Source organism: Haloarcula limicola, assembly GCF_010119205.1.
Taxonomy (GTDB): domain Archaea; phylum Halobacteriota; class Halobacteria; order Halobacteriales; family Haloarculaceae; genus Haloarcula; species Haloarcula limicola.
Genome location: NZ_WRXM01000003.1, coordinates 219,525 through 238,164 on the forward strand (window position 1 = coordinate 219,525; position 18,640 = coordinate 238,164).

Below are 18,640 nucleotides of genomic sequence, written 5' to 3' on the forward strand. Positions count from 1 at the left end.
TATTATTGAAGGAAGCGGAGCGGGAACGTGAGGTTGGGTTACTGCGACTGCGGTTCCGTCTCGGCGGAGGAGGTCGCGCGCTTCGTTCGCTCGATGGAGTCGGTCTCGGCGATTCGGTCCCCGGATTTCGGGTCGAATCCGTGGGCGAGTTGCTCGTCGATGCCGAGCCAGACGGTCTCCCCGCGCGAGGCTTCCACGGTGCTCGGCGCGACGATGGTCAGTTCGATGTCCTCGCCGACGTGGACGTCGATGATCTGCTCGTCGCCCTGCGGCTCGGTCACTTCGACCTCCGCTTCGATCGCGTTGTCGGTCGGTTCCGTGTGGACGTCGAAGTACTGCGGGCGGACGCCGAGCGTGAACTCGTCGTAGTCGCGGTATCGCTCCGCGACCGACGGGCGGAGTTCGACGTCGAACGCGTCGGGCGCGCGCTTCGCGCGGATGCGGTCCCCGTCGGTCTCGACCTCGACGAAGTTCATCGACGGACTGCCGATGAAGCCGGCCACGAAGATGTTTGCCGGTTCGTGGTACACCTCGTCGGGCGAGCCGATCTGCTGGATGTTCCCGTCGTCCATCACGACGAGCTTGTCGCCCAGCGACATCGCCTCCTCCTGGTCGTGGGTGACGTACAGCGTCGTGATATCCATCTCCCGCTGGAGGACCTTGATCCGACTGCGCATGCTGACTTTGAGCTTCGCGTCCAGATTGGCGAGCGGCTCGTCCATCAGGAAGACGGCCGGCCGTCGGATGATTGCCCGGCCCAGCGCGACGCGCTGCTGTTGACCGCCGCTGAGGTTCGCGATGTCGCGGTCCAGCAGCTCCGGAATTTCGAGCATCTCGGCGACCTCCTCGACGCGCCGTTCCTTGTCCTCCTTGTTCACGTCCGCGACTTTCAGCGGGTAGCCGATGTTCTCGCGGACGGTCATGTGCGGGTACAGCGCGAAGTTCTGGAACACCATCGCGATGTTCCGGTTCTTCGGGTGGACGTCCGTGATGTCGTGGTCGTCGAGCGTGATCGTCCCGGAGGTGGGTTGGGTCAGCCCGGCCAGACACCGGAGCGTCGTGGTCTTGCCGCACCCGCTCGGTCCGAGCAGGATCGTGAACTCGCCGTCGTCGACGTGTAGGTTCACGTCCTCGATCGCGATCGTGTCGCCGTACTGCTTCTTGACTGAGTCGTATTCGACTGTAACCATAGTTATCGTCCCTCCGTAGCCGCGTCTCTCGCCGCCGGTCGGCCGACCGGGGAAGCGGTGCGTCGCTGGAACGACCGTCGCGTCATTTGCCGACTGCCCCCATGCTGAACCCGCGGACGAGCTGCTGGCGCGCGACGAACGCGAACAGCAACACCGGCACGAGGGCGATCGTCGCCCCGACGCTCATGTTGATCCACTGCACCGAGAACTTCGTGACGAACGACGCCAGTCCGACCGGGACGGTCATCGCGTTGCTGTTCAGCGCGAGAATGACGGCGAACAGCAGCTCGTTCCACGTGATGATGATCGTGAAGATCGCCGAGGCGATCAGCCCCGGCTTCACCAGCGGGACGACGATCTTGAAGAACGCGCCCAGGTGGGTGTGCCCGTCGATCATCGCCGACTCGATGAGGCTGTCGGGCACTTCCTCGAAGAACCCCTTCATCATCCAGACCGCGAAGGGGATGTTGAACATGGTGTAGACGAGGATGAGTCCCGGGAGCGTGTTCACCAGCCCGATGCCGCGGAAGATGACGAACAGCGGGATGACGGTGACGATAGGCGGCATGAACCGCGTCGACAGGATGTAGAACGGCAGGTGGAAGTCGAGGTCGTAGGGGTAGTCGAACGTGACGAACGCGTAGGCCGCCATCGCGCCGATGGTCGTCGCGATGACGGTCGTCGTGATCGTGATGATCGCGCTGTTGATGATGAACTGGATGAAGTCCGGCCGCTGGGCGAACAACTGCACGTAGTTCTCGAAGTGGAAGTTCCACGGGATCCACATCGGCGGGAACGACAGCAGCGTCTGCCGGGTCTTCAGCGTCGCCGTCACGAGCCAGTATATCGGGAACAGCGTCCAGACGAGGAACACCCCCAAGAGCCCGTAGGTGACCGCCTTCGAGACGCCGTATTCGTCCAGCGTCTCTCGGAACTTCTCGAATCCCGACGGCTGTTCGTAGGGCAGTGCGTCCGTCGTCGTGTCTTGTTTCGTCGTCATGAGCCGAACTCCACGTTTGCGATCTTGACGAAGCTCATAGCGAGGATCAGCACGACCACGAGCAGCGAGACGGCCATCGCCGAGGCTTCGCCGAAGTTACTGAACCGGAACGCGGTCCGGTACATCTGCATGCTGATCACGTTCGTCGCGCTCCCGGGACCGCCGCGGGTCAGGACGAACACCTTCGCGAACACCCGCAGCGCGTCCACGAGGCGGATGATCAGGACCAGCACGATGAGCGATTTGAGGTACGGCAGCGTGATGTGGAGGAAACGCTGCCAGCGCGAGGCCCCGTCCATGACGGCCGCCTCGCTGATGTTGTCCGGGACCGACTGCAGGCCGGCGAACAACACGAGGACGACCAGCGGCGTCCACTGCCAGATGTCGGTCAGGATGACCGAGTACAGCGCCACGCTCGTCTCGCTGACCCAACCGACGTTGGCACCGCCGGTCAGCGGGGCGACGATGTAGTCGAGCAGGCCGTTGGGCGCGTACAGCAGCCGCCAGATGAGTCCGATGACCGTCGGCGAGAGGATCATCGGGATGAGGATGAGCGTCTGCCAGAGCCCGCGGAGCTTGATCTTCTTGTTCAACAGCAGGGCGATGCCGAAGCCCAGCAGGAACTCGATGCCCACGGCGATGCCGACAAACTGGGCGGTGACGACCAGTGAGTTGATGAACGCCTCGTTGCTCAACAGGTCGACGTAGTTCTGTGCGCCGACGAACGTCGTCCCCGTCGGCAGGAACTGCATCGTCGACATCTGCAGCGCGCGCACCAGCGGGTAGAACGTCAGCGCGAACAGGATGAGGACCGCCGGCAGCGTCATCAACCACTTCAGGTGGTCGTCGACCCACAACAGGGTCTTCTCTCGCGTCGACTGCTCGGTTTCGAGGTGACTGACGTCGGTCGTCGTGAATTCGCGGTCCGCCTCCGTCTCAGTGGCCATCGACGTCGGGCCTCCGTTCTATAGCGTGAGCGCGGCTCGGTACCGGTGCCGCTGGTCGCCGTGATCGACGGGTGCGTCTTCGGGTCATATCGAGTTACTCGTAGTAGCCGGCGTTGCTGAGCGTCGATTCGATCTGGTTCTTCGCCTTACTGGTCATCTCACTGGGCGAGAGGTCGCCGGCCAGGCAGGAGTTGAGCAGTTGGCCGTGGCTGACGCCGAACTCGGAGTAGAGCGGCGTCCGGGGTCGCCACTGCGCGTTCTGTAGGCTCTCGTAGAGCGCCGGGAACCACGTCTGTGCGTCCATGTGGTTCTCGAAGGTGTCGTGACGGAACGGGACGCCACCCAACTCGACGTACTTCGACTGGGCCTCCGCGGAGATCGCCGACTGGATGACCTCGCCGGCGGCCTTCTTTTTCGAGTCGGAGACGAAACTGTTGATCCCCATGATCCAGTTCCCCTGCGTCGGTGCCTGTCGCTTCGCACCGGTGTGCCCTTTCGGAATGGGGATGAACTCCAGGTTGTCGGCCTCCTTGGACTTCTCGGGGTCGAGCAGCAGCGACGCGGCCGAGGGCCACGCCGGGGCCTGCGCGGCCGACCCGCTTCCGAGCCCGTTGAGCACGGCGTCGCTGTTGAACGAGGTGACGCCGTCGGGACTGATCTCCCGCAGTTGTCTGGCCCAGAACTCGACGGCGGCCGTCCCGGACTCGCCGGCCCAGTTGTACCGCCAGTCCTTGTTGAACATGTCCCCCCCGATGGCGTTCCCCAGCGAGAAGAAGTTCGCCATCGCGGGGTTACCGCGCTTCCCCCGGATGATGTACCCGTTCGCGCCGTCGACCTGCTCCGTGATCTTCTTGCCGGCGCTGAGGACGTCGTCCCACGTCTCCGGAGCGTCGGCACCGACCTGGTCGTAGTAGCCCTTGTTGTAGGCGTAGAGCTGCGTGTTGCCGACGATGACCTGCCCCTTGACGGTCGACTCCTTGCCCTGGGCCGACGGGACCTTCGGCGCGCCCGGCGTCGGCCATTGAGCGATTTTCTCGACCTGGTCGATGAGCGCGTCCGACGGGAGTTCGCCGGGGAGCCAGTCCAGCAGCGGGTCCATGTTTGCCGCGAACTGCGGGAACCACGGGTCGTCCATGAACATGATGTCGTACGCGTCGCTCTGAGCCGAGAGGATACTGCTTGTCTTCTCGAAGAGGTTGGCGTACGGGAACAGCTGGACGCTGACGTCGATTCCGGTGTCGTCGCTCACGTACTCGTCCATGAGCCGCTTGAACAGCCGCCCGGACCCCTCGACCGCCGCCACCGAGAGCTCGCTCGCCGCTTGGTTCGTCCCGCTGCCGGTCGACCCGCCGCCCCCGTCGCCGCCGTCACCACCGTCGCCGCCACCGCCGCCGCAACCGGCGAGTGCGACCGCCGACGCCACGCCGGTACTGGCGATGAAGCGACGCCGACTCAGCGTCGACCGACTCTTTTCTCTGGCCGAATCACTATCTACACTTGGCTGGCTCTCAGACGCCATACGCCGACTGTTGTTTTCCTCTGTTATAAAATATGTGGTTAACTCGGAGACATGTCGTCGTTCGGCGGCTCTCTGGACACTGGTCGCACGCGACTGGCCTTCACTCGGAAGCACTCGGTTCGGACACGGGGCCGGCTCGAGAACGACACCGTACCGACAGCGATCCGGCCCGTATATTTTTATGGCTTCGAATGAATCGTTCGTTGTAGAGAGGCAGTCACTGCCAGACCTGCTCTCACGCGGGTGACTGGCGGGACTGGCCCCACGCGATAACTATGACACATATCAAGGACGCGATCGAGGGCCGCGATTACCCCTTCGGCACGTGGACCTCCATCGGACACCCGGCGGTCGCAGAAGGACTGGCACAGCTCGACCTCGACTTCCTCCTGGTCGACATGGAACACACGACGATGTCCCTCGAAACCGTCGAGAGCATGGCCCGCGCGGTCGACGCCGCGGAGAGCGAGACGAACGCGGTCGTGCGGGTCCCGTGGAACGATCCGGTTCGACTGAAGCGGGTCATCGACATCGGCATCGCCGGTGTCATGGTCCCAATGATCGACGACGCGGAGGAGGCCCGCGAACTCGTCCGGTCGCTGCGCTATCCACCGGACGGCATCCGCGGTATCGCCGGGAGCCGCGCGACCGGGTACGGCCGGAACTTCCAGGAGTACGTCGACAACGCCAACGGCTCCATCCTGACCATCGCCCAGATAGAGACCGAGGCGGGTCTCGAAAACGCCGAGGAGATCGCTCGCGTCGACGGCATCGACGCGCTGTTCGTCGGCCCGGCGGACCTCTCGGCCGCCCTCGGACTGTTCGCCGAGTGGGACACCGACGAGTTCGCCGACGCCGTCGAGTCGGTGATAGAAGCCGGAAACGACGCCGGGACGCCGGTGGGAACGCTGACCGTCGACACGGACGTCATCGAATCGCGGATCGAACAGGGCTTCGACTTCCTCATCGCGGGCAAGGACATCTCGCTGCTGATGGACAGCGTCGAGAGCGCGCGGTCGGACTACGAGGCCGCCCTCGAAGCGGCGATTCCCGCGTCCTCGGACTGACTCTTCTGTCTCCGTTCGGTCGCCGTCCGCGACTCTGTGAGGCCGCGTTTCGGACTGCAATCGCTACTCGAAGGTGACGACCGTCTTCATCGTCGACTCGTCGTCTGCAAAAGCCGCTTCAACTTCTCCCGGAACGAAAACGCCGGTTATCAGGCCGTCGAGCGCCTCCGTATCCGTCTCGGCAAGCCACTCGCTCGCGGCCTCGAAGTGACTCGCTCGGGAGTTCACGACGCCGAGGAGAGCCTTGTTCTCCACGACGAGACCCGCGTGGAACTCGCCGAGGTCGATCTCCGCGTCCGCCGACCCGGGAATCCCCTGGAGCGTCGCGACGCCGTTCGAAGCCAGCGCCCGAACCACTTCCACGGAGTGGTTCGGATAGCCGGTCGCTTCGAAGGCGAAATCCACCGGCTCGTACGTCTCGGGTATCGCCTCCGGCGATGTCGCTCTCGAATCGACGTACGTCCCGCCGACGGACTCGACGAAGTCGATCGTCGGGTCCGGCCGGTCCCGCCGGCCGAGGCAGTACGTCCGCTCGAACGCAGGTCGGTCGGCGAGGCGAGCGAGCGCCAACAACCCCAGATTGCCGTTCCCGAGCACGAGCGCGGTCGAGGGCGACCACTCGAACGCGGACCGCGCCGCAAACGCCTGTTCGAGGGACTTCTCGACGAGACTGGCCGGCTCGACGAAGAAGCCGTAGTCGGCGACCGACTCGGGGACGACGACGAGATGCTCCGGTCGACTCGTGAAGAACTCGGCCATGTAGCCGTGCGCGCCGAATATCCCGCGCTCGACGAACGTGTCGGGTTCTGCCATGTCGAGTTCGGCGGAGGAGCCGTCGGCGTCGTCGGTCGGTCGGCGCACCAGCGGGACGACGAAGTCGCCGCGTTCGAGGGCCGTCCCGTTCGGCTCTTCGACGACGCCGACCGCCTCGTGGCCGAGGACGAGGTGGTCTTCGCCCTCGGGGAACTCGCCGATCTCGCCGTCGACGATTCGCCTGTCGGAGCCGTCGATACCGACCGAGAGCGTCCGCACGAGAACTTCGCCGTCCATCGGTTCCGGTCGGGACTTCTCGACGAGTCGGAGCTCCCTCTCGCCTCGCGTGAGTGCTACGGCCTGCATGGATACAGGCGTAGCGTCTCAACGGCGGCATATAGTTCCTCGGTGGCCGTCGGCTCCGCCGTGGACGGCCTGCTACTCGGAACGTGTCGTCGTCACGCGAAGCCGCGAACGACGCGAAAAATCCGAACCGCACCGAAAGGGTAGCTGGGGCCGCAACCGCGGAAGGATTTCAGTTGCTGTACCAGCGCTGGATCTCGATCGTCTTGTCGGTGTAGAAGTTCACGGCGTCCTCGCCCTGCGCGTGAAGGTCGCCGAAGAACGACCCCTTCCGACCGCCGAAGTGGAAGAAGCCCATCGGCGCGCAGACGCCGACGTTGATGCCGATGTTGCCCGCGTCCACCTCGTACCGGTACTTGCGTGCCTCTGCGCCGTTCTCGGTGTACAGCGAGGAGGCGTTGCCGTACTCCGTGCTGTTGACCATCTCGATGGCCTCGTCCAAGTCGTCGGCCTTCGTCAGGGCCATCACCGGGCCGAAGATCTCGGTCTGGGTGATGTCCATGTCCGTCGTGACGTTTTCCAGCAGCGTCGGTCCGAGGAAGTTTCCGTCGGGGTAGTCCGGGTGTTCGAAGTCCCGGCCGTCGACGACGAGGTCCGCACCTTCGTCGACCGCGTCCTCGATCATCTCGACGACGCGGTCGGCCGATTCGCCCGTGATGAGCGGGCCGACGTCGGTGTCCTCGTCGAGACCGTTACCCACCGTCAAGTCGTCGACGTCGTCGAGAACCTCCTCGCGCAGTTCGTCGTAGGCGTCGCCGATGCCGACGACGACGTCGTTGGCGAGACAGCGCTGGCCGGCGTTGCCGTAGACGGAGCCGACGATATTCGGAACCGACTGTTCGATTTCGGCGTCCTCGGAGACGACGGCGTAGTTCTTCGCGCCGCCCTGCGCCTGGACGCGCTTGCCGTGTTCGGCGGCCGTCTCGTAGATGTGCTGGGCGACCGGCGTCGAGCCGACGAAGGAGACGCCGGCGATGTCGTCGTGTTCCAGCAGGGCGTTGACCGTGTCGGCGCTCCCGTTGACGAGGTTGACGACGCCGTCGGGGAAGTCCACGGCGTCGACGGCCTCGAAGATGAGTTGGGAACTCAGCGGTACCTTCTCGCTGGGTTTGAGGATGAACGTGTTACCCGTGGCGACGGCGTAGGGGAGGAACCAGAGCGGGATCATCGCCGGGAAGTTGAACGGCGTGATGGCCGTGAACACGCCCAGCGGCTGACGGACGGCGTGTTCGTCCATGTTCGTGCCGATGCCCTCGACGTTGCCGCTGCCCTCGCGGAGCATGTTCGGAATGCCCGCGGCGACCTCGACGTTCTCGATGCCGCGGCGGATCTCGCCGCGGCCCTCGGCGAGCGTCTTGCCGTGTTCGCGCGTGAGCGCCTGTGCGATGTCCTCCTGACGGTCTTCGAGCTCCCCCTTGAGGTCGAAGAGGTACTGGACGCGGTCGACCGGCGAGGTCGCCCGCCAGTCTTCGAAGGCGTCGTCGGCCGTCTGGACCGCCTCGTCGACCGTCTCCGCGGTGGAGTACGGCACCTCGGCCAGTGTCTCGCCCGTCGCCGGGTTGACGAGCGGCTGACCGTCGTCGCTCTCGACGGATCGCCACTCGCCGCCGACGTAGTTCTGCACGGTGTCGGGTACGGCAGCCGCCGCTGGCGACTGCTCTTGCTTGCTCGTCATACATGCAGACCGACTGTGTGAAGGTACATAGGTGTTACGCACAGACGACTCCGCGCCGGTACGACCGCCTTCACCGTAGCGTCACCCAACGCTTATCAGAGTCGGGTCGGAGATAGACGGTATGGGACGAGTCGACTTCGACTTCGCAGGAGAGACTGTCATCGTCACCGGCGGCAGTTCCGGCATCGGTCGGGCCATCGCGCTCGCCTTCGGCGAGGCGGGAGCGACCGTACTAAACGCGGATATCGACCCCGATCCGAAGGACGTCGACGCCGAGCGGCCGACGCACGAGGTCATCGAGGCCGACGGCGGCACGGCCGAGTACGCCGAAACCGACGTCTCGAATCCGGACGACCTCGCGGCCGTCGTCGAGGCCGCCCGCGAGTACGGCGGCGTGGACGTGATGGTGAACAACGCCGGCTGGTTCACCCGCGGCGACCTCTTCTCGGTCGATCAGGAGACGTTCGATCGAATCCACGGCGTCAACACGAACGGCGTCTTCTTCGGCACGCAAGCGGCCGCCGCGGACATGCGAGACAGAGGCGACGGCGGCGTCATCGTCAACACGGCCTCTATCAGTTCGACGCACGCCCAACCCGACCAGATTCCCTACGACTCCACGAAGGGCGCGATACGGATGATAACGCGTGGAGCGGCGCTGGAACTGGCCGACGAGGACGTCCGGGTCAACGCCGTCGCGCCGGGTCACATCGCCACCGAGTTCGGCTCCGGTGCCGAGAAGAAAGAGGAGTCCGTCGCCGCCGACGACCTGCTGAAGCCCATCCCGCTGGACCGACCGGGCTACCCCGAAGACATCGCACCGACGGTGCTCTTTCTCGCCAGCGAACAGGCCGACTACGTCACGGGTGAGATGGTGTACGTCGACGGCGGCTGGCAGACCTTCTGAGCGACCGACGACAACCACTTTATATTCGGGCCGAGTACGCCGCTAGCGTGTTCGACACCGCCACGCGACTCGGCTTCGGGACGTACAGTCTGACGGGCGACGAGGGGAGCGCCGTCGTCGAGACGGCCATCGACACGGGCTACCGGCACGTCGATACGGCGCGCCTCTACGAGAACGAACGCGAGGTGGGCGACGCCATCGCCGCCGCCGGTATCGACCGCGACGACCTCTTCGTCGCCACCAAGGTCGCCCATTTCGAGGAACCGGAGAAGACCCCGGAGTACGTCCGCGAGGCCGTCACCGATAGCTTCGACCGCCTCGGACTGGACCGCATCGACCTCCTCTATCACCACTGGCCGAAGAACCAGGACGAGATCGAGACGGTCCTGCCCCTACTCGCGGAGTACGTCGAGGACGGCCGCGTGGACAACCTCGGGGTCAGCAACTACACCACCGACGACCTCGATCTCGCCCGCGACCTCGTAGATGTGCCCATCGCCGCCAATCAGGTCGAGATGCACCCGCTGCTCCAGCAGACCGAGATGCGCGAGTACTTAGACGAGATGGACGCCCAACTCGTCGCGTACTCGCCGCTGGCACAGGGCGAGGTGTTCTCCGAGGGCGCGATCAATTCCGTCGCGGAGAAACACGGCGTCTCAGAGGCGGTCGTCAGCCTCGCGTGGTTGCTCTCGAAGGAGAACGTCGCGGCGATTCCCCGCTCGAGTTCCATCGAGCACCTGAAGGACAACTTCGGGGCGATAGATCTCGAACTCGACGACGAGGACGTCGAGCGCATCGACGGTATCGAGCGGACCCACCGCTGTGAAGACCCGTCGTGGATGACGTGGTAATCGGTCGGTCAGCGTCGGCGTAGCTCCCTGACCACCCAGACTTAATATACTGTGGCTGTTCCGTTCGGCTATGCGAGCCCTAGTACTCGATGCGGAGTGGAATCCGCGGCCGCAGTACGACCTCTCGGACGACGAGCGAGACCGACAGCGCGCGATGAACTCCGGGCAGATCTGGCGGGACCCCGAACTCTCCGTCGAAGAACGCGACCGGCCCGAACCCGCAGACGACGAGGTGCTCGTCCGCGTGAAGTACGCGGGGATCTGCGGCAGCGACGTCTCGATGTACGAGACCGGCGACGACGGCTACATGCACTACTCGGCGTACACACAGCTACCGAGTGTCACCGGCCACGAGTTCTCCGGCGTCGTCGTCGAGAACGGCGACGACGCGAACCTCTTCGAGGAGGGCGAACCCGTCACCGCCGAAGTCACCGACTACTGCGGCCGCTGCCAGATGTGCCGACAGGGCTTTCACGGCCACTGCGAGAACTTCGAACAGCTCGGTTTCACGATGGACGGAGCGTTCGCCGAGTACGTCGCCGTCCCCGAGAAGATCCTCTGGAGCGTCGCCTCGCTGGAGCGGGCCTACGACGACGAGGACGACCTGTTCCGGGCGGCCGCCACCGTCGAACCGAGCACTATCTGCTACTACGGGCTGTTCGGGCGGGCCGAGGGCATCTGGCCCGGCGACTACCACGTCTATCACGGCACCGGCCCCATCGGCCTCACCGGGATGAACGTCTCGCGAGCGTCTGGGGCGGGGAAGGTCATCGCGTTCGAGCCGTCGGACCCCCGCCGCGAGATTGCCCACGAGATGGGGTTCGAACACGTCTACGACCCGCTCGACGTCGACCCGGTCGAGACCATCGCCGAGGTGACCGACGGGGAAGGGGCGGACGTCCACGTCGAGACCAGTGGTGCGGTGGACGCGACCTACCCCGTCATCGAAGACTCGCTGGCTGAACGCGCCAACGTCGTCCACATCAGCAACGCCGGCTCCGATCCCGAGATCGCGCTCCGGAAGTACCAGGGTAGCAGCGCTCAACTGTACGGCTCCGAAGGCCACACCGGTCAGCAGGTGTTCCCGCGGACAATTCGACTGATGGCCAGCGGCCAGCTCGACAACCTGCCGATGATCACCTCGACGTACGACCTCGAAGACGCCGACGAGGCCGTCGAACAGGCCGCGAAGCGGGTCGACGGGAAAGTACTCGTCCAGATGAGCTGAGCCCGCCGCGGTCGTTCGCGTTCGGAAGGAAAACGAGACGCTGCGGGCGGCTTACTTTTCGAGGTCCGCGAGGTCCCACTCGCCGGTGACGATGGCCCCGGAATCGGGGTTGTCCGGTTCGACCATCGCTTCGACGATGGCCGGGCCGTCGTGGGCGAGCGCCTCTTCGAGGACGCCGTCCAAGTTCTCCGGCTTAACCACGCGTTCGGCGAACTCGACGCCCAACCCGTCGGCCATCGACATGAAGTCGATGTCGGTCTCCTCGTCGAACTCCGTATCGAGCACGCGGTCCCAGCCGTACTTCGCGACCTGCAGGTTTCGGATGGACTTCCAGCCGTGATTGTTGACGATGAGGTAGTTCACGTCGATGTCGTGCTGGACGGCGCAGGCCACCTCCTGGTTGCACATCATGAAGCTCCCGTCGCCCTCGACGTCGACGACCGGGCTGTCGGGCTTGGCGAGTTTCGCGCCGATAGCCGCGGAGACGCCGAAGCCCATCGTCGAGAACCCGCCACAGGAGATGTTCGTGCGCGGTTCGTACACCGGGAACTCGGGGTTGACCGTCTCCTGTGGCTGGCCCGCGCTGGAGACGACGACGCCGTCGCGAGGCAGGGCGTTCCGGAGGCTGGCGATAGCCCTGGAAATGCTCATCGGCACCGCGTCGTCTTCCCATCGCTCGGCGACCATCGACTCCCACTCCTCCCAGAGACCCTGAATCTCGTCGTAGTACTCGTTGTCCTCTGTCGAGACCGGGTCCATCCGCTCCTGGAGTTCCTCAGTTATCTGGCGCGTGACGACCTTCGCGTCGCCCTGGATGCCGACCTCGACCGGGTAGTTCTTCCCGATCTCCTCGGGGTCGATGTCGACGTGGATGAGCTTACTCGGCGGAATCTCGAAACTGACCCCCTCCTCGAACGACGACGTGTGCATGTCCGTGAACCGGCACCCCACCGCCAGTATCACGTCGGCGTTCGACGCGAGTTCGTTGCCCGCCGTCGAGCCGATCCAGCCCGCGTAGCCGACGAAGAGGTCGTGGTCCTCGGGGATGATCCCCTTCGACTGGAAGGTCGGGATGACCGGCGCTTGCAGATGTTCGGCCAGTTCCTGTACCTCGTCCCAGGCCTCGGCGAGCATCGTTCCGCCGCCGGGGACGATGACCGGCCGCTCGGCCTCTTCGAGCAGTTCCGCGGCGTCTGAGACCGTTCGCGGGTCACCGCCGGGACGGCTGTGCGGTCGGCTCTGAGTCGGTTCGGGTAGCTCGACGTCGGCGGCCGCGCCCTGGACGTCCATCGGGACGTCGACGTGGACCGGCCCGGGCCGCCCGGAGAGCGCGACCTGGAACGCGCGGCGGAGGATGCGCGGGAGTTGCTCGACGTCGTCGGCGACGAAGCTCTGCTTGGTCACCGGCTCCATCACGCTGGGGAAGTCACCGGGCTTCTGGCGCTCGATCTCTTGGAGAATTCCCTCCCCGTATTCGTGGGTCTGGGGCGCGCCCGTGAAGATGACCATCGGGATGGAGTCGACGTAGGCCGTCGCCGCGCCGGTGACCGTATTCGTCGCACCGGGCCCGATGGACGTGAAGACGGCAAGCGGATCGCCGCTCGCGCGGGCGTAGCCGTCCGCGAGGTGTGTCGCTCCCTCTTCGTGTCGCGGTTGAATGACCTCTACTTCGGAGTCGTTGAAGGCGTCGAGCAGGTTCGTGCTCCCGTGGCCGGGAATGCCGACGAGGTACTCGACGCCCTCTTTCTCCAGGTACTTGGCGATGATCTCGCCACCGTTCAGTCTGGGCATCTCGTTCAAAGAAATATACGGGACATTTCTTAAATATTCCCCCCGAGCGCCGCTGGAGTGAGCCCGACAGACCGCCGGTTACAGCGAGGGGATGACCTCGTCGCCCATGACCTCGAAGAACTTCTCGGGCTCGGGGCTCGTGTTCCCGAGCGCGATGCGGTCGAAGCCCATCTCGGCGTACGCCGAGAGCTGTCCGGCAATGTCCGACGGGTCGTCGGCGATGAGGAACTTCCCCTCGATCTCTTCCTCGGTGGCTTTCTCGCCCTCGGCTTCGATCTCCTTGGGATTGGCCATCGCGCGGTCGAAGACGTTCTGGGTGGTCGCCCACCACGGTCGGGTCGCGGCCCGCGCCTTCTCGTAGTCCTCGTCGTAGGAGGCGATGACCAGCAGCGTCGTCTCGATGGCGTCGGGATCGCGGCCCTCCTCCTCGGCGTAGCGACGAATGGCGGGATACATCCGCTCGGTGTACTCCTCGCCGGTCTTGACGGTGATGAAGCCGTCGCCGTACTCGCCGGTCAGCGAGGCCGTAGACGGGCCGTTGGCGGCGATCTGAACCTCGGGGCGTTCCTCGGGCATCGTGTAGAGCTTCGCGTCGTCGACGGTGAAGTGCTCTCCCTCGTAGCTGTAGAAATCGTCGTTCTCCCAGAGCCCGTGGACGATGTCCAGGGTCTCTTCGAGCCGGTCCCGCCGGACGGGATAGTCGGGCCACTCGTGTCCCATCGGCTTCTCGTTCATGGCCTCGCCCGTCGAGAGGCCGAGGACGACGCGTTCGTCGTGCATCTCCTGAAGCGTGGCGAACGCCTGCGCCATCAGCGCGGGGTGATAGTGTTCGCCCGCGGGCGTGACGCAGGTGCCGATGGGGACGTCGATTCGCTCGGCGGCCGCGCCCAGCCACGACCACGCGAAGCCGGCCTCGGCGTCCGTGTGGAACCACGGGTGGAAATGATCGGAGGTCCAGACGAACTCGAAGCCGTTGTCGGCGGCCAATTCTGAGAATCGCAACAACTGCGAGGGGCTGTACTGCTCCTGATGAGCCATGTAGTCGATGCTGACCATCGTACTTGCCCATGGCGCGGCGTGCGTAATATTGGTTTCCCCGTCGTCGACGGGCGGCTCGCTCTCTGGTCCGCGTCCTCTCCGGGTTCGCAAGAAACGAACGTCCCTCTCGACGAGTTGTCGACGACTGTAGCCGAGAGATGATATCTATTATCATATAGGGAAATGAAGGGTTAGCGAAGGGCTGCCCGCACGCGCACCAAGCGAGGCGTTCGTCTCTTGCGAACGCCCGTCCTGCGTTCGCACCTGCCGAACATTTATGGTACAGTATGTCTCACGATAGGTATGGCCACGAAATCTTCACCTCGAACTGTGGACGCTGTGGAGACGGCCCTGCAGATCGTCGAGCTCCTCCAGGAGCGAGACGGGGCCGGCATAACCGAGATCGCCGACGAACTCGGTCGTTCGAAGGGAACGGTCCACAGCCACTTGGCGACGCTCGTCGAGAACGAGTACGTCGTGAACGACGACGGGCTCTACCGGTTGAGCCTCCGCTACCTCGAACTCGCCGAGACGGTCACCGACAGGCTCCAGATATACGACGTCGTCCGAAACGAACTCGACGACCTGGCGGCCGAGTGCGGCGAGCTGGCGCAGTTCGCCACCGAGGAGCACGGCCGCGCGGTCTACCTCTACAAGACCGGTGGCGAGAACGCCGTCCAGACGGCGTCTTCGACCGGCGACCGAGAATATCTCCACTGCATCTCGCTGGGCAAAGCGATGATGGCCCACATGTCCAGCGAGCGCGTCGAGGAGATAATCGACCGACACGGGCTACCGGGCTTCACCGACTCGACGATCACGTCGAAGTCCGAGTTGTTCGACGAACTGGCGACGATACGCGAACAGGGGTACGCCTTCGACCGGGAGGAGAAGATCGCGGGCCTGCGCTGTGTCGCCGCGCCCGTGGTGACCGGCGGGGAAGTCGTCGGTGCATTGAGCGTCTCCGGTCCCGCGAGCCGGTTCGAAGGCGAACTCTACGAGGAGGAACTCCCGAAGATGGTGACCCGCTCCGCCAACGTCATCGAGATCAACTCCCAGTTCTCGTAACCCCGATTCGCGTCTCCCGAACGAAGGCCTGTGCGTTCCGGTTTGTCTCGGCGTACACACGCGAACCGCACGGCGGTGCACCTGTTATCTCACTTCGTTATCGGTCTGGCCTTAACCGAGCGAATCGATCCGCCATAACACGCGTACTATCGTTATCACAGTTCTCGCGACCTATTTAGTGGGGGAACTGGACAGCCCCGCCGCGACCGTCTGAGTCGGAAGAATCTCGGCCATCCGAATAAAATATCTATCTCGGCCAGTTTGGGACCATATTCTACGCACTTAGAGTTGGCTATCGGCTCTTGATTGGCAAAAATCCTATTTATATTCTCATCCTCGCTTATATTTTCTCTCATCGTATATATTCGCCAATAATACCAGTATTAGAGCCATTATTTAGGTATTCACTAAAATTCTCGGCCATTCTAGGAAGAAAGAGGGGGAGTTTCGTCTTACTATATGAGGTACATATGGATAAGAGATGGATTTACAGCCATCTATCGGTACCGACCCCTACTTATACCGCTTCGAGAGTGATATCTCACTCCCGGTAGTTGCCGCTCCCGACTTCGGTCTCGCCCTCGGCGAGATACCAGCCCTCCTGTCGGCCCCGCAGTTCGACGCGTATCCACTCTCGGTACTCGTTGCCGGTCCAACCGCCGGAGAACCACTCGTTGCGGCCGGAGAGCTCCGAAGAGAGATAGACGGCGGTGTCGTTTGCCGTGTCGTAGTCCGCATACACGCGGCCGTCGTATTCGTAGCAGCGGTGTCGACTACCGGTGGCGAACGTACACTCGACCTCCGACCGGTCGTACGACCGCGAGAGCATCGGTTCGCCGGCGAACGGATCGGCCGTGTCGATGCGACCCGCCGAGGCCGTCGTCACCGTGAACGTGAAGCTCCCGTCGTTTTGGACGCCCATCGACGGGTCGTCCGGGTCGTACGCGTCGGGGCTGATCCGTTCGTTCCACCCCGTCGTCTCGTTCTCGACGGTGCGGTAGTACACCGTCGAGACCTCGATCCGATCGGCCGAGATGGAGAGCATCGGGCCGTGCTCGGTCTCGACCACGTCGTACGTGAAGTTCACCGGCGCGGGCTCGCCGTCGTATCCCCGCACAGACGGCGTGTGCCGCTCGTATCGGGCGCTCTCGACGAACTGTTCGCCCAACCGAGACTGTCCGTCTTCGAGCGGAACGGGGACGTACACCGTCGCGTTTTCGAGCGTCTGGTCCGCCGAGAGCGTCACTCGATACTCGTAGGTGCTCTCGTAGCTCTCGTCCAGCCGCTGTTGCCCGAGCGCGTACAGGCCGCCGACGAGGAGGCCGAACACCAGGAAGAAGGCGACGATGCCGATCGTCCGCCGGTCGATGCCGCTCTCGGGTCCCCGGCTGGCGTAGTAGTAGCCGACAGCGGCCACGGCGCTCCCGACGGCGAAGCCGAGCGGGAGACTGACGAGGAGCGACGGCCAGATCAGCGGGTCGAGGACGGCGGTCAGAACGATGGTGACGGCGACGAACGTCAGGAGGCCGGCGACGAGACAGCCGGCGGCGACGGCCCACCGGCGAGAACGCGATCGGTTCGTCTCTGAGTCCATATCTGCGGCGATGCGCCGACGAGACTTAGATGTCGGTCCTTGCTCGCTCGGCGCGACGTATCCGACTCGGATAGATACGAGCTCGAATTTGAACGTCGAAGTTGCAGCGTCAGTTACTGCTTTCCGTCTGCTCTAAGCCAGACTGGAGCGTGGCCATCGCCTTCGCGGAGGAGACGTCCTGGTTGACCGCGCGATTGGCCTGCTGAGCGATCTTGCTGGACTGGTCGCTCCAGACGGCCGTGACCGGACGGGCCATCGTGTTCTCGCCGGCCACGCGGAGCGTGTCCATGTAATCGCCCATCGGATCGATGTTCGACGCCTCACTGGAGTTGAACAGGCTGCCCCGCGGCGGGAGCCATCCCTCCATCTCCAGGAGGAACAGCTGGAACTCGGGTTTCATGGTGGCTCCGATGACCTCGCGGACCGCGTCGTGCTTCCCGCTGTAGGGGTTGACGGTGACGTGCCAGCCGCCCAGCGCCGACGTGGTTCCGCCGGTGCCGGGGAACTTCGCGTCGCTCTCCGAGACGGCGTAGGGGATCGGCATCGTCCCGAGGTCGTCGCCGAACTCCGAGGCCGCCTGGTTGATGGCGTAGGGCCAGTTGCGGTGGAAGACGGCGTTCCCGTCGAGGAACGGCGCGAGCGAGCCGTCCTCTATCCAGCCGAGGATGTTCGTGGGCGTAAAGCCCCCGCCGTAGTCGCTGAACTGGCCGCCGAAATCCTCGTCGTGGACGAACTTCCGCATCATGTTCAGCGAGTTGACCACGGGTTCGGAATCGACGGTGACCGGCCGGTCGCCGACCGGACCGAAGAGGTTCTCGCGGCCGCCGAAGTACGCGCCGCCCCACGAGGACAGGACCTCGTTGAACGTACAGCAGGCGGTCCCCTCGTAGATGTCCCACTGGGTCGAGAACCCGTATTTGACGTCGGTCGCGTCGAGCGTGTCGGCCGCGACGTTCGACCACCGCTTCCACGTCATCGGCTCGGTGGCCCAGTTCTCGGACTCCGGGCTGTACCCCGCCTTCTCGACGAGGTCCTTCCGGTACAGCATCGTCGGGTAGTCGGGGTAGAGCGGCACGCCGTAGAGGTCGCCGCTGGCCGGGTCGATAGCCGTCTCGGTGAAGCCGCTGAAGTACTCCTCGTCGACGGTCGAGAGCATGTCGTCCGTGAGGACCTCCGAGAGGTTGGCCAGTTGCCCCCGCTGGACGAAGACGTTCACCCAGCCGTTGTCCATCAGGAACATGTCCGGTTCGGTCTCCTGCGAGCTCAGGAGCCGGTTGTAGTTGGCTCGCCGCTTCCCGCTGTCGGGTTGGCCCTGCGCGAACTCGATTTGGATATTCTCTGAAAGCCCGCCTTCCTCGTGAAGCGCGTCGCGGACCTCGTCGGCGTGGTCCTGCACCACCGTCGCGTCGAATCCCCACGTCACCGTCGTCGCTTCGCCGCCGGCCTCGCCGGTCTGGGTCCCGCCGGCGTTGCCGTCGCCCTCGCCGCCGTCGAGCACGCTCGCACAGCCCGCGAGCCCCGCTGCGATCCCCGATGCGCCCGCGCCCGCGACGAACCGTCGCCGCGAGATGCCGCTCCGTTCTCTCTCCGCCTCTGAGTTCTCTGTCATCGTTCGCTTCGTCAATCAAAATACGTCCACTTATACTTTA

General features: G+C 64.4%; 15 protein-coding genes. 5 read left to right on the forward strand and 10 right to left on the reverse strand.

Annotated elements, in window-relative coordinates; translation table 11 throughout:
- Positions 1-38 precede the first annotated feature (38 nt).
- The 4 genes from GO488_RS16055 to GO488_RS16070 form a co-directional block, all read right to left on the reverse strand.
- Complete coding sequence (locus GO488_RS16055) at positions 39-1,190, reverse strand: ABC transporter ATP-binding protein (protein WP_162318858.1); 1,152 nt, start codon at positions 1,188-1,190, stop codon at positions 39-41.
- 82 nt (positions 1,191-1,272) lie between these two features.
- Positions 1,273-2,190 carry a carbohydrate ABC transporter permease gene (locus tag GO488_RS16060; RefSeq protein WP_162318859.1) on the reverse strand — a complete coding sequence of 306 codons (918 nt, stop codon included), beginning with the start codon at positions 2,188-2,190 and terminating at the stop codon, positions 1,273-1,275.
- Positions 2,187-3,137 carry a carbohydrate ABC transporter permease gene (locus GO488_RS16065; protein ID WP_162318860.1) on the reverse strand — a complete coding sequence of 317 codons (951 nt, stop codon included), beginning with the start codon at positions 3,135-3,137 and terminating at the stop codon, positions 2,187-2,189. The genes GO488_RS16060 and GO488_RS16065 overlap by 4 nt, the downstream gene beginning before the upstream one ends.
- Before the next feature lie 94 nt (positions 3,138-3,231).
- Entirely contained in the window at positions 3,232-4,656 is a 1,425-nt protein-coding gene (locus GO488_RS16070; protein ID WP_162318861.1) for an extracellular solute-binding protein, read from the reverse strand.
- 275 nt (positions 4,657-4,931) lie between these two features.
- Here GO488_RS16070 and GO488_RS16075 point away from each other — a divergent pair, with 275 nt between their 5' ends.
- The gene (locus tag GO488_RS16075; protein ID WP_162318862.1) at positions 4,932-5,723 is read left to right on the forward strand and encodes an HpcH/HpaI aldolase family protein; all 792 of its coding nucleotides are present in this window, start codon (positions 4,932-4,934) and stop codon (positions 5,721-5,723) included.
- A gap of 63 nt (positions 5,724-5,786) precedes the next feature.
- Here the strand turns inward: GO488_RS16075 and GO488_RS16080 are convergent, their stop codons facing one another.
- Both GO488_RS16080 and GO488_RS16085 read right to left on the reverse strand, forming a co-directional pair.
- Positions 5,787-6,842: an alcohol dehydrogenase catalytic domain-containing protein gene (locus GO488_RS16080; RefSeq protein ID WP_162318863.1), complete on the reverse strand. Its 1,056-nt coding sequence runs from the start codon at positions 6,840-6,842 to the stop codon at positions 5,787-5,789.
- Positions 6,843-7,011: 169 nt separating this feature from the next.
- Complete coding sequence (locus GO488_RS16085) at positions 7,012-8,514, reverse strand: CoA-acylating methylmalonate-semialdehyde dehydrogenase (RefSeq protein WP_162318864.1); 1,503 nt, start codon at positions 8,512-8,514, stop codon at positions 7,012-7,014.
- A gap of 121 nt (positions 8,515-8,635) precedes the next feature.
- Here GO488_RS16085 and GO488_RS16090 point away from each other — a divergent pair, with 121 nt between their 5' ends.
- The 3 genes from GO488_RS16090 (at position 8,636) to iolM (ending at position 11,500) form a co-directional block, all read left to right on the forward strand.
- Positions 8,636-9,421: an SDR family NAD(P)-dependent oxidoreductase gene (locus GO488_RS16090; RefSeq protein ID WP_162318865.1), complete on the forward strand. Its 786-nt coding sequence runs from the start codon at positions 8,636-8,638 to the stop codon at positions 9,419-9,421.
- A 47-nt stretch (positions 9,422-9,468) separates the two neighbouring features.
- On the forward strand, positions 9,469-10,272 hold the full coding sequence (locus GO488_RS16095; protein WP_162318866.1) for an aldo/keto reductase: 804 nt from the start codon (positions 9,469-9,471) through the stop codon (positions 10,270-10,272).
- A gap of 70 nt (positions 10,273-10,342) precedes the next feature.
- Positions 10,343-11,500, forward strand: coding sequence for a scyllo-inosose 3-dehydrogenase (gene iolM / locus GO488_RS16100; RefSeq protein ID WP_162318867.1), 1,158 nt, complete (start codon positions 10,343-10,345; stop codon positions 11,498-11,500).
- 51 nt (positions 11,501-11,551) lie between these two features.
- Here iolM and GO488_RS16105 read toward each other — a convergent pair whose 3' ends face one another.
- Together GO488_RS16105 and GO488_RS16110 are read right to left on the reverse strand one after the other, a co-directional pair.
- The gene (locus tag GO488_RS16105) at positions 11,552-13,291 is read right to left on the reverse strand and encodes a thiamine pyrophosphate-binding protein (RefSeq protein ID WP_162318868.1); all 1,740 of its coding nucleotides are present in this window, start codon (positions 13,289-13,291) and stop codon (positions 11,552-11,554) included.
- A gap of 78 nt (positions 13,292-13,369) precedes the next feature.
- Positions 13,370-14,347, reverse strand: coding sequence for a TIGR03557 family F420-dependent LLM class oxidoreductase (locus GO488_RS16110; RefSeq protein WP_162318869.1), 978 nt, complete (start codon positions 14,345-14,347; stop codon positions 13,370-13,372).
- A gap of 285 nt (positions 14,348-14,632) precedes the next feature.
- Between GO488_RS16110 and GO488_RS16115 the strand changes: the two genes are divergently transcribed.
- Positions 14,633-15,397 carry an IclR family transcriptional regulator gene (locus GO488_RS16115; protein WP_162318870.1) on the forward strand — a complete coding sequence of 255 codons (765 nt, stop codon included), beginning with the start codon at positions 14,633-14,635 and terminating at the stop codon, positions 15,395-15,397.
- A 541-nt stretch (positions 15,398-15,938) separates the two neighbouring features.
- Here the strand turns inward: GO488_RS16115 and GO488_RS16120 are convergent.
- Both GO488_RS16120 and GO488_RS16125 read right to left on the reverse strand, forming a co-directional pair.
- Positions 15,939-16,991, reverse strand: coding sequence for a DUF8147 domain-containing protein (locus GO488_RS16120; RefSeq protein ID WP_162318871.1), 1,053 nt, complete (start codon positions 16,989-16,991; stop codon positions 15,939-15,941).
- 109 nt (positions 16,992-17,100) lie between these two features.
- The gene (locus tag GO488_RS16125) at positions 17,101-18,600 is read right to left on the reverse strand and encodes an extracellular solute-binding protein (protein WP_162318872.1); all 1,500 of its coding nucleotides are present in this window, start codon (positions 18,598-18,600) and stop codon (positions 17,101-17,103) included.
- Positions 18,601-18,640: the final 40 nt, after the last annotated feature.